This window comes from Micromonospora lupini str. Lupac 08 (assembly GCF_000297395.2).
GTDB lineage: Bacteria > Actinomycetota > Actinomycetes > Mycobacteriales > Micromonosporaceae > Micromonospora > Micromonospora lupini.
In genome coordinates this window covers 5,873,216-5,884,437 of the sequence record NZ_HF570108.1, presented here as the reverse complement: position 1 = coordinate 5,884,437, position 11,222 = coordinate 5,873,216, and the positions used below count along the sequence as shown (strand labels likewise).

Here is an 11,222-nt window from a genome sequence, read left to right as displayed (position 1 = left end):
GACCCGGGCCGGCGATGCCCGGGGGACCGGGCCGGATCAGGCGTCGGCGCGCTCGCGCCACTGGGTGAGGGCGATGCCGTGGCCGTCCGGGTCCCGGAAGGCCGCCGCCCACACCTCCAGCCTGCTGCCCCGGTTGACCACCCGGGGCGCGTACGTGAAGCGGACGCCCGAATCGCGCAGCCGGCCGTACGCCGCCTCGATGTCGTCCACCTCGAGGTTGACGTGCACCAGCCGGCGGCTGATCGGCGCCGCCCCGGTCACCTCGCGCAGCACCAGCCGGGTCGTGCCGGAGGCGAGCACGGCATTGCCGGCGCCCTGGTCGACCTCGGTGAAGCCGAGCATGTCGCGGTAGAAGCCGAGCGACCGGGACAGGTCGGTGACCAGCAGGGTCAGGCCGACACCGCTGATCGGGCCGGCCGGATCAGCCGCGGACGCGCCGTCGTACCCGAAGATCGCCTCGTCCAGGTCCTCGGCGGTGACGGTCTCGCGGGCCGTCCCGGTCGGGGTCGGATCGTCAAGCGGCAGGTCCAGCGGATCCAGTGGGTCCATGGCGACCGGGCCGGTGCGCTGCGCCGGAGGTGGGTCGACGCGCGGCGCGACGGGCGGGTCGAGGCGGTCCTCGGCGGTCGTGGGCCGGGCGTCGGGCCCCGGTTCGAAGCGGTCGTCGGGCCCCAGGCCGAAGCGGTCGTCGGGCCCCGGGTCGACACGGTCGTCGGGTCGGTCCACGCGGTCGTCGAGCGGGGCGAGCGGGTCCGCGCCGGGCTGGTCGAAGTGCTCCTCCGCCGGCGGGCGCGGTGCGGGGGTGGCCCGTCGGGGCAGCCCCGGGCCGGTCTGCGGCTCGACGACGACGCCTTCGAGCACCACCGGGCCGCCCGGGCTCTGGCTCATCACCACCGGCTCGCGCTCGTCGGGTGCGCCCGCCGGGTCGTCGCGCAGCGGATCCGGGCCACGCGGGTCGCGGAACACGTCGGGGCCACGCGGGTCGCGGAACGGGTCACCGTCGCGGGCGTCGCGGAACGGGTCACCATCGCGGGCGTCGCGGAACACCTCACCGCCGCGCGGGTCGCGGAACGGGTCACCGTCGCGCGGATCCCGGTAGTCGTCCCGGAAGTCGTCGTCCGTCGCGCGGTCCGCCCACGGCGGGGCGTCCTGTTGGATGAGCACGTCCTCCACGGCGTCGATGTCGCCGAACTCCGGTGGGAGGTCGGCCACGGCCGCGGCGGTCTCGGCGTGGGTGGGCACCTCGTCCCAGAGAACCTTGACGTGCCGCTGGTCGTCCAGCGCGACCCGGATCGGCAGTGTCTGACCCAGCGACGGCCACTTCGAGACCGGCACCCGCGGCTCGATGATCTTCTTGGATCGGGGCGGCAGGCCGGGCGCGTCGATGACCAGTTGCAGCTCGCACCGGCCGAACGCGTACTGGGTGGGTGGTTCGGAGGCGCTGTGCACGTGCGCCACGCCCACCACCCAGGTGCGCCCGCCGCCGCGTACGGTGGCCAGCGCGATCGCCAGCACCAGCAGGGCGACCCCGAGCGCCACGATGGCCCAGCTGGTCATCCCCAGCCCGAAGAGGACGACGAAGGTGGCCACGGTGCCGAGCACCGTGCCGATGAGCTTGCGTACCGGCGCGATGGGCCGGTTCCCGCCATTCGCCACAGTGGACCTCCCGGGGGTCAGGGCCAGGCTAGGCCGGATCGGCCACCGGGGGAAAGACCGGCCGCCGCGCCGGCGCCGGGACCGGGTCGCTAGGCTGACCGTACCGAGCCCAAGCGTTCTGCGCGTACAGGAGGAACCCAGCGTGTCCAGCAACAGCCCGGATGAGCGCAGCCTCGTGCTGATCAAGCCCGACGCGGTTCGCCGCGGCCTGGTCGGCGAGGTCCTCTCCCGCTTCGAGCGCAAGGGGCTGCGGATCGACGCGATGGTGCACCGGACGATGGACGCCGCGCTCGCCGACGCGCACTACGCCGAGCACGTCGACAAGGCGTTCTACCCGCCGCTGAAGGACTTCATGACCGGCGGCCCGCTTGTCGCCCTGGTGCTCTCCGGCGACCAGGTCATCGACGTGGTCCGTGGGCTGGTCGGCGCGACCGACGGCCGCAGGGCAGCCGCCGGCACGATCCGGGGTGACCTGTCGCTGTCCAACCGGGAGAACCTGGTGCACGCCTCCGACTCGACGGACAGCGCCAAGCGCGAAATCGGGCTCTGGTTCCCCGAGCTGGGCTGACGCCGCCCGGAGTTCACTCGGTCGGCGGCAGCTTCTCCGGGTTGCCCACGACGTAGACGCCGGTGATCCGTCCGGCGGCGGCGGTGACGGTGAGCGTGTACCGGCCGCCGTCGGAGCGGGTGAGCAGGATGGCGGGCTCGCCGTTCAACTCGAGCCGACGCGCCGTCCACTCGCGGCGTGGGCCCCAGATCCCGGCGTAGAACCGGACGACCCGGTCCGCGCCCCGCAGCGGGTTGCGGGCGGAACGCACCCGGCCGCCGCCGTCGTTCCACGCCGTCACGTCCGCGGCCACCAGGCTGGTGAGCGTCGTCAGGTCCCCGTTTCGGGCGGCGGCGAGGAACGCCTCCAGCAGCCGCTCACGCTCCGACCGGCTGGCGGTGAAGCGGCGGCGCTCCTGGCGTACCCGCGTGGCCGCCCGGTGGTGCAGTTGCCGGCAGTCCTCGGGGGTCCGGTCCAGGATCTCCGCGATCTCGGCGTACGGCAGGTCGAACGCGGTGTGCAGGACGTAGACGGCGCGCTCCGGCGGGGTGAGCCGTTCCAGCACGTGCAGCAGGGCGGTGGACAGCGAGTCGCGCAGCTCCGCGCGGTCCAGCGGCCCGAACGGCGAGGGCTCGGTCGGCACCGGCTCGGGCAGCCACGGCCCGACGTAGGTCTCGCGGGCCGTCTGCCGGGCCCGTAGGCGGTCCATCGCCAGCCGGGTGACCACCCGGGACAGGTAGCGGCGCGGCTCGGCCACGGTGGCGCGGTCCACGCCCAGCCACCGCAGGTACGCCTCCTGGAGCACGTCCTCCGCGTCGTGCCGGCTGCCGAGCAGGCGGTAGGCGAGGCCGAGCAGCATCGGCCGGTGCGCCTGGAGCGCACCGGCCGCCTCTGCCGCCTCGGTCGTCACACCTGTGCCGGGGGCTCCGTGTGCGTCGTCACGGCGATGCGATTCCACACGTTGATTGTGGCGATCGCGAGGACCAGATCGGCCAGGTCCTTCTCCGACCAGACCTTCGCGGCGGCGTCCCACACCTCGTCCGACACTCCGTGCTCGCCGAGCCGGGTCACCGCGTCGGTGAGCGCCAGCGCGGTCTGCTCCCGCTCGTTGAAGAACGACAGCGCCTCCCGCCAGGCGGACACGGCGAACAGCCGCCGGGTCGACTCGCCGGCGGCGAGGGCGTCGCGGCTGTGCATGTCCACGCAGAACGCGCAGCCGTTCAGGATCGACGCCCGCAGCTTGACCAGCTCCAGCACGGTGTGGTCGACGTTCGCCTGGACGTACTTCTCCAGACCCGACACGGCCTGGTATCCCTGCGGCGCGACCTCGAAGAGCCTCATTCGTTGCATGACCAACTCCCTGTTCGATCCGACACCGCTACGACGGTCGGACCGGGGCCCGCCGTGACAACCGCGGCGGTGACGCCGGTCACGTCTGGCTGGGGGCGCGGCCGGAGGTCGCCGGAACGGTGTCGGCAAGCACCTCGCGCGGGCGGGGGATCCGGGGTCCGTCGTCGACAGTGCCCACCTCTGGGGCGTCGCCGCGTGGCGCGGGCCGTGACACGCGGGCGGCGAGCCGTCGTCCCACCCCGATCATCGGTAGCTCGACCCACCGGTGGAGCACGTCCGCGAGGACCAGCCCCACCACCACGGCGCCCACGAAGATGACGGTGCCGTGGCGACCCTTCGTGGGCAGCAACCCGATCGCCACCTGCGCCGCGATGAACTGGACCAGGTACATCGAGTACGACCGTTCGCCGACGAAGACCACCGGACGGAGCGCCAGGACGCGCGCGAGAGCGCTGCGGGACAGCAGGGCCGGCAGCAGCAGGGCGGCCGCCGCGGCGTAGCTGCCGATCAGCGCCTCCTGGCCGAGCCGGGCCGGCCAGTACCGCACGGCCACCTGGACCGCGCCGAAGGCGATGATCACCGCGCTGGCCGTGAGCGGGTGGGTCAGCGGCCGGAGCAGGGCGAAGCCCCGAGGATGATGCATGATCACGGCGACGAGGCAGCCGAGCAGGATCGCCACGTAGTGGATCGGCCAGCTCAGCCACGCGATGTCCGGCGGGATCAGCGCGATGAGGAGCACCAGCAGGCCGAGGGTGACGGCCAGCCGGCGGCGGAAGACGGCGGTCACCAGCACGAACGCGATGGCCGGCCAGAACAGGTAGAACTTCTGCTCGATTCCGATCGTCCAGGAGTGCAGGTACGGGGCGTCGGCCGGCAGGAAGTCGTTGAGCAGGAGCAGGTAGTACGCCAGTGAGCGTTCCACCGCCTCGGCGGTTCCGCTGAGCCGGGCCAGCGCCCAGGTCAGGAAGAGCACCAGCAGGTACACCGGCATGATCCGGAAGAACCGCCGCAGGTAGAACGCGCGCAGCGACACCCGCCCGTACCGGAGCTCCTCCCGCAGCAGCAGCGTCGTGATAAGGAAACCCGAGAGCACGAAGAACAGGTGTACGCCGATCCAGCCCGTGAGCCAGGCCCAGGACGGGCCACCGAAGTGGAAGGCGAAGACCATGACGGCCGCCACGGCCCGCAGGCCGTCCAGGGCGGGAAAACGTCGCATGGCCTGGAACTCGTCGTAATCGAGCGGACGCACCGGCGAAGTTTGCGCGAGGCCGCCACCGGGGTCAAGCGGCGGCCCGCAGTCCGAAGCGGACCGCGCGGTCGTTCCACCTCGACAACAGGCGTTCGGACCCCGGTCATCCGGGCCGCCGATCGTGGTCATCTCCGCCCGGTAGACCGACGGGGTCAACCCATGACCGGGAGGAAGCATGACCGAGCTTGATCGACGTACGCTGCTGCGGGCCGGCCTGGTGGCCGGGGCCGGAGTCGCCGGCGGCGCGCTGCTGGGCGGCGCCGGCGCGAACGCCGCCCCGGCCTGGCGTCCGGCGGGACGCCCCGTGCTCACCCACGGCGTGCAGAGCGGCGACGTGACCGCCGACTCGGCGCTGGTCTGGACGCGGGCCGACCGCCCGGGTCGGATGCTTGTCGAGGTGAGCCGGCGGCCCGACTTCCGGGGCGCGCGGCAACTGCGTGGCCCGGTGCTCGGCCCGAGCGGGGACTTCACCGGCAAGGTGCGGCTGCGGGGCCTGCCGGACGCCGAGCGGCTGCACTACCGGGTCCGGGTGGAGAGCCTGGAGCGGCACGGGGTGGTCAGCGAGCCGCTGACCGGGTCGTTGACCACCGCGCCGGGCCGGCACCGGCGGCGCGACGTGTCGTTCGTGTGGACCGGGGACATCGTCGGGCAGGGCTGGGGGATCGACCCCGCCTACGGTGGACTGTCGATCTTCCGGGCGATGCGGGAGACCCGTCCGGACTTCTACCTGTGCAGCGGCGACACCGTGTACGCCGACGGTCCGCTCGTCGAGTCGGTGACGCTGCCCGACGGGCGGATCTGGCGCAACCTGGTGACCCCGGAGAAGAGCAAGGTCGCCGAGACGCTCACCGAGTACCGGGGACAGTTCGCCTACAACCTGCTCGACGCGCACCTGCGGGAGTTCGCCGCGGCGGTGCCGCAGATCAACCAGTGGGACGACCACGAGGTCCTCAACAACTGGTACCCGGGGGAGATCCTGGACGACCCGCGCTACACCGAGCAGCGGGTCGACGTGCTCGCCGCGCGGGCCAGTCAGGCGTTCCACGAGTGGCTGCCGGTGCCGGACGACGGGCCGCTGTACCGGCGGATCCCGTACGGGCCGCTGCTGGACGTGTTCGTGCTCGACATGCGCACCCACAAGGACCCCAACGACGGCAACACGTACGCCGACCCGAAGCGCGGTCTGCTCGGCCGCGAGCAGCGGGAGTGGCTGATCCGGGAGCTGAAGCGCTCCACGGCGACCTGGAAGGTGATCGCCAACGACCTGCCGATCGGGGTCGTGGTGCCGGACGGGCCGGGTGCGCAGGAGGGTGTCGCGCAGGGCGACCCGGGTACGCCGCTCGGCCGCGAGCTGGAGTTCGCCGAGGTGCTGCGGGCCACCCACCGGGCTCGGGTGACCGGGATGGTCTTCCTCACCGCCGACGTGCACTACTCCGCCGCGCACCACTACGACCCGTCCCGCGCGGCGGTGGGTGACTTCACGCCGTTCTGGGAGTTCGTCTCCGGGCCCGCGCACGCCGGCGCGTTCGGCCCGAACGCGCTGGACGGCACCTTCGGCCCGCAGGCGGTCTTCGTGCACGCCCCGCCGCACGCCAACACGTCACCGGCCGAGGGCTTCCAGCACTTCGGCGAGGTGTCCATCGACGGCGAGTCGGCGGCCCTGACGGTCCACCTGCGCGACCGCGACGGCGCCTCCCTCTGGAACACCACCCTCCCCGCCCCGTGACCCGAGTGCGCTGATCATGAGGTTGGCGGGCGGATCGGTGATCCACTCGCCCGTCAACCTCATGATCGACGGGCGAACACCTGGGGGAATACTCGGCGGCGCGGCGGTGGGCGGGTCGAGTATCGTTGAGCACCGTAAGGCGATGACCCGGCCATCACCGGTGAGCCTCCGGAAGAACAGCCGGGCAACCGGCCCAGTAGAACCGGACGGGTGCGGCCCGTCACAGCCGGCAAATGAGCGGGCGGTCGATCCTGACCGCCAAGCGGGGTGGTACCGCGGACCACCCGGGAGCGCCGTTGTCGAGGCGTACCCCGGACGGTTCGTCCTCGCAGACCCACGTTGAGTGAGCTGCATGAGGAGAGCGACCCCCGATGGCCTATCCGTTGCACGACCCGACCGCCGCCGGTGTCCCGGCGAGCCCGGACCTGCCCGCGGTCGAGCGCCGGGTGCTGGAGCACTGGACGGCCGACAAGACCTTCGAGGCGTCCGTCGAGGCCCGCCCGGCCGGTGACGACGGCAAGAACGAGTACGTCTTCTACGACGGCCCGCCGTTCGCCAACGGCCTGCCGCACTACGGCCACCTCTTCACCGGCTACGTCAAGGACGTGGTGCCGCGCTACCAGACCATGCGCGGGCGGCACGTCGAGCGGCGCTTCGGCTGGGACTGCCACGGCCTGCCCGCCGAGGTGGTGGCCGAGAAGCAGCTCGGCATCACCAGCAAGGCGGAGATCATCGACCTGGGCGTGGCCCGCTTCAACGAGGCCTGCCGCACCTCGGTGCTGGAGTTCACCCAGGACTGGGAGCGGTACATCAACCGGCAGGCCCGCTGGGTCGACTTCGCCAACGACTACAAGACCCTCGACCTGGACTACATGGAAAGCGTCATGTGGGCCTTCAAGACCCTGCACGACAAGGGTCTGATCTACGAGGGTTTCCGGGTGCTGGCGTACTGCTGGCGCTGCGAGACGCCGCTGTCGAACACCGAGACCCGGATGGACGACGTCTACCGGGACCGGCACGACCCGACCCTGTCGGTGTGGTTCGGCCTGACCGCCGACGAGTCCGCGCCGGAGCTGGTGCGCGGGCCGGTCAAGCTGGGCGTCTGGACGACCACGCCGTGGACCCTGCCGTCGAACCTGGCGCTCGCCGTCGGCCCGGACATCGAGTACGCGGTGCTCGAACGCGACGGCGAGCGGTACGTCGTCGGCGCGGCGCGGCTGGCCGCGTACGCCAAGGAGCTGGACGGCTACGAGCAGGTCGGCACCGTGTACGGCCGGGACCTGGTCGGACGCCGCTACACGCCGCTGTTCGACTTCCTCGTCGAGCAGGCCGGGGAGAACGCCTACCAGGTGCTCGGCGCGGAGTTCGTCACCACCGAGGACGGCACCGGGATCGTGCACCTCGCCCCGGCCTTCGGTGAGGACGACCAGAACGTCTGCAACGCGGCCGGCATCCCCACCATCGTCACCGTGGACGACCACACCCGGTTCACCGCGCTGGTCCCGCCGTACCAGGGTGAGCAGGTCTTCGACGTCAACAAGCCGGTGATCCGGGAGCTGAAGGAGCGGGGGGTGGTGCTCCGGCAGGACACCTACACCCACTCGTACCCGCACTGCTGGCGCTGCGACACCCCGCTTGTCTACAAGGCGGTGTCGTCGTGGTTCGTCGCCGTGACGAAGTTCCGGGACCGGATGGTCGAGCTGAACCAGGAGATCAACTGGACGCCCGGCCACATCAAGGACGGCTCGTTCGGCAAGTGGCTGGCCAACGCCCGCGACTGGTCGATCAGCCGCAACCGCTTCTGGGGCTCGCCGATCCCGGCGTGGCGCTCCGACGACCCGAACTACCCCCGCCTCGACGTCTACGGCTCCCTCGCCGACATCGAGCGGGACTTCGGCGTACGCCTGACCGACCTGCACCGGCCGGCGGTGGACGACCTGGTCCGCCCAAACCCGGACGACCCGACCGGTCAGTCGATGATGCGCCGGGTGCCGGAGGTGCTGGACTGCTGGTTCGAGTCCGGTTCGATGCCGTTCGCCCAGGTGCACTACCCGTTCGAGAACGCGGACTGGTTCGAGCACCACTACCCGGGTGACTTCATCGTCGAGTACATCGGGCAGACCCGCGGCTGGTTCTACACGATGCACGTGCTGGCCACCGCGCTGTTCGACAGGCCGGCGTTCCGCAACTGCCTGAGCCACGGCATCCTGCTCGGCTCGGACGGGCGCAAGATGTCCAAGAGCCTGCGCAACTACCCGGACGTCTACCACGTCTTCGACTCGTACGGCTCGGACGCCATGCGCTGGATGCTGATGTCCTCGCCGGTGCTGCGCGGCGGGGACATGGCGGTCACCGAGACGCTCATCCGCGACGCCGTCCGGCAGGTGCTGCTTCCGCTGTGGAACGTCTGGTACTTCTTCTCGCTCTACGCCAACGCGGACGGGTACCAGGCGCGGCGGCGCACCGACTCGACGCACCTGCTCGACAGGTACATCCTGGCGAAGACCAACGAGCTGGTGTCGACGGTCGGCGCGCAGATGGACGCGTACGACATCTCCGGCGCCTGCGCCACCGTGCGGTCCTACCTGGACGCGCTCACCAACTGGTACGTGCGCCGCTCGCGGGACCGGTTCTGGTCCGGCGACGCCAACGCGTTCGACACCCTGTCGACAGTGCTGGAGACGCTCTGTCGGGTGGTGGCGCCGCTCGCGCCGCTGACCGCGGAGGAGATCTGGCGCGGGCTGACCGGGGAGCGCTCGGTGCACCTGACCGACTGGCCGGAGGCGAGCGAGTTCCCGGCCGACCACGACCTGGTCGCCGCCATGGACAACGTGCGGGCGGTCGCCTCGGCGGCGCTGTCGCTGCGCAAGGCCAAGGGTCTGCGGGTACGGCTGCCGCTGTCGAAGCTGACCGTGGCCTCCCCGGTGGCGGAGCAGTTGCGCCCGTTCGCCGACCTGGTCGCCGACGAGGTAAACGTGAAGGCCGTCGAGTTCAGCGCCGAGCTGGCGGAGTACTGCCAGCAGGTGCTGACCGTGGTGCCCCGGGCGCTCGGCCCGCGCGTCGGCAAGCAGGTCCAGCAGGTGATCAAGGCGGTCAAGGCCGGCGAGTGGGAGTTGGTCGACGGCGCCCCGGTGGCCGCCGGCGTCACCCTGGCCGAGGGCGAGTACGAGCTGCGTCTCGTCGCGGCCGACGCCGAGCACTCCGCGCCGCTGCCCGGCGGCGAGGGCGTGGTCGTGCTGGACACCGAGGTCACCCCGGAGCTGGCCGCCGAGGGCCTGGCCCGCGACGTGGTGCGGGTGGTGCAGCAGGCCCGCCGCGACGCCGACCTGGACGTGTCGGACCGGATCGTGGTGTCGGTGTCGGCGTCCGAGGAGGTGCGCGCGGCGGTGAACGCGTACGTCGACTTCGTCGCCGGTGAGGTGCTGGCCGACTCGATCGACTTCGCCGAGGGCCTCGACGGTTTCGTCGGCGAGGTGGGCGAGGGTGAGCGGGTGACGGTCACCGTCCGCCGGTCGTAGAGCGCGGGTGCGGACGCCTCGCCACCTCCGTCCGGGAGGTGTGGAGGCGTCCGCTACCGTGACACCGCCTGCTCGCACCTCATCTGCCGGAGGACCAGTGCCCCTGCTCTACACCATCGGCAAGCTCACCGTGGCGCCCTCGCTGCGGTTGGCGTTCCGCCCGACCGTGGAGGGTCTGGAACACGTGCCGGAGACCGGCGGCGCGATCTTCGCCGGCAATCATCTCTCGGTGGCCGACGAGCTGTTCCTCGGCACCGTGGTGCCCCGGCACCTGGCGTTCTGGGCCAAGTCGGAGTACTTCAAGGGCACCGGTGTGAAGGGCGCGTTCTCGAAGTTCGTCCTCACTGGTCTGGGCGCGATCCCGGTCGAGCGGGCCGGTGGGCGGGCCGCGCTGTCCGCGTTCGACGCCGCCATCCCGGCGTTGCAGGGTGGTGACCTGGTGGTGGTCTACCCGGAGGGCACCCGCTCCCCGGACGGCAAGCTCTACCGGGGCCGGACCGGGGCGGCCCGGCTGGCGATCTCCGCCGGCGTGCCGATCATCCCGGTCGGCACGATCGGCACGGACAAGGCTCAGCCGATCGGCGCCCGGGTGCCCCGCCCCGGCAGCGCCAAGATCACTGTCCGGTTCGGCAAGCCGCTGGACTTCACCGGCCGCCCGGACGACCGCACCTCGCTGCGCCAGATGACCGACGAGCTGATGAGCGAGATCCAGAAGCTCACCGGCCAGGAGTACGTCCCGCGCTACGCCCCGCCGCGCGCCCACCCGGACCCGACCCGCGACGCCTGACCCAGGGCTGCCGCGTTCGCCGGCGCTGCCGCGTGTTTCGGCGCTGCCGCGCTGCGCGTTTGCCGGTGCTGCGCGTTTGTCGGCGCAGCTCGTCCGTCCGGGCTGACCGTTCGCCGGCGCTGCCGCGTTCGCTGGTGTTGCGCGTCTCTCTGGGCTGCCTGTCCGTCGGCGCTGCTGCGGCGAGGCCCGGGGTTTCATGCTGCTGCGTCTCGGGGCCTCTGATCTGAGCGGCCGAGCTGGCGGGCAATGCGGTCACAGGCGATATACCTGTGAGTCATATTTATGACTCACAGGTATATGCGCCGCGACCCTGTTGTCTACCTGCGGCGTGACGCTGCGTGGTGAAAGCACGTCAGCGTGGCGGCACGTCAGCGCGGCGGCATGGCAGC

At 71.8% G+C, this 11,222-nt stretch carries 8 protein-coding genes; 4 read left to right on the top strand and 4 right to left on the bottom strand.

Annotated features, from left to right (window positions below; genetic code table 11):
- Nucleotides 1–36 precede the first annotated feature (36 nt).
- Nucleotides 37–1,656 carry a VOC family protein gene (locus MILUP08_RS27860; protein ID WP_007464089.1) on the bottom strand — a complete coding sequence of 540 codons (1,620 nt, stop codon included), beginning with the start codon at nt 1,654–1,656 and terminating at the stop codon, nt 37–39.
- Nucleotides 1,657–1,798: 142 nt separating this feature from the next.
- Between MILUP08_RS27860 and ndk the strand changes: the two genes are divergently transcribed.
- Complete coding sequence (gene ndk, locus MILUP08_RS27855; RefSeq protein WP_007464086.1) at nt 1,799–2,224, top strand: nucleoside-diphosphate kinase; 426 nt, start codon at nt 1,799–1,801, stop codon at nt 2,222–2,224.
- Nucleotides 2,225–2,237: 13 nt separating this feature from the next.
- Here ndk and sigJ read toward each other — a convergent pair whose 3' ends face one another.
- The 3 genes from sigJ to MILUP08_RS27840 all read right to left on the bottom strand — a co-directional run bounded on the left by sigJ (nt 2,238) and on the right by MILUP08_RS27840 (nt 4,802).
- Nucleotides 2,238–3,113: an RNA polymerase sigma factor SigJ gene (sigJ, locus tag MILUP08_RS27850; RefSeq protein WP_007464084.1), complete on the bottom strand. Its 876-nt coding sequence runs from the start codon at nt 3,111–3,113 to the stop codon at nt 2,238–2,240.
- Nucleotides 3,110–3,553, bottom strand: a complete 444-nt coding sequence (locus MILUP08_RS27845) for a carboxymuconolactone decarboxylase family protein (RefSeq protein ID WP_007464082.1) — start codon at nt 3,551–3,553, stop codon at nt 3,110–3,112. The genes sigJ and MILUP08_RS27845 overlap by 4 nt, the downstream gene beginning before the upstream one ends.
- 79 nt (nt 3,554–3,632) lie before the next feature.
- Nucleotides 3,633–4,802, bottom strand: a complete 1,170-nt coding sequence (locus tag MILUP08_RS27840) for an acyltransferase family protein (protein WP_007464081.1) — start codon at nt 4,800–4,802, stop codon at nt 3,633–3,635.
- A 175-nt stretch (nt 4,803–4,977) separates the two neighbouring features.
- Here MILUP08_RS27840 and MILUP08_RS27835 point away from each other — a divergent pair, with 175 nt between their 5' ends.
- The 3 genes from MILUP08_RS27835 to MILUP08_RS27825 all read left to right on the top strand — a co-directional run bounded on the left by MILUP08_RS27835 (nt 4,978) and on the right by MILUP08_RS27825 (nt 10,833).
- On the top strand, nt 4,978–6,528 hold the full coding sequence (locus MILUP08_RS27835) for an alkaline phosphatase D family protein (RefSeq protein WP_007464079.1): 1,551 nt from the start codon (nt 4,978–4,980) through the stop codon (nt 6,526–6,528).
- A gap of 371 nt (nt 6,529–6,899) precedes the next feature.
- Complete coding sequence (ileS, locus tag MILUP08_RS27830; RefSeq protein WP_007464077.1) at nt 6,900–10,046, top strand: isoleucine--tRNA ligase; 3,147 nt, start codon at nt 6,900–6,902, stop codon at nt 10,044–10,046.
- A 97-nt stretch (nt 10,047–10,143) separates the two neighbouring features.
- The gene (locus MILUP08_RS27825; RefSeq protein ID WP_007464075.1) at nt 10,144–10,833 is read left to right on the top strand and encodes a lysophospholipid acyltransferase family protein; all 690 of its coding nucleotides are present in this window, start codon (nt 10,144–10,146) and stop codon (nt 10,831–10,833) included.
- The last annotated feature ends 389 nt before the right edge of the window (nt 10,834–11,222 follow it).

Excerpts from the sequence above, each read along its gene's own strand:
- MILUP08_RS27845 (WP_007464082.1), bottom strand. The coding sequence starts at position 3,553 with ATGCAACGAATGAGGCTCTTCGAGGTCGCGCCGCAGGGATACCAGGCC.
- MILUP08_RS27835 (WP_007464079.1), top strand. The coding sequence starts at position 4,978 with ATGACCGAGCTTGATCGACGTACGCTGCTGCGGGCCGGCCTGGTGGCC.
- ileS (WP_007464077.1), top strand. The coding sequence starts at position 6,900 with ATGGCCTATCCGTTGCACGACCCGACCGCCGCCGGTGTCCCGGCGAGC.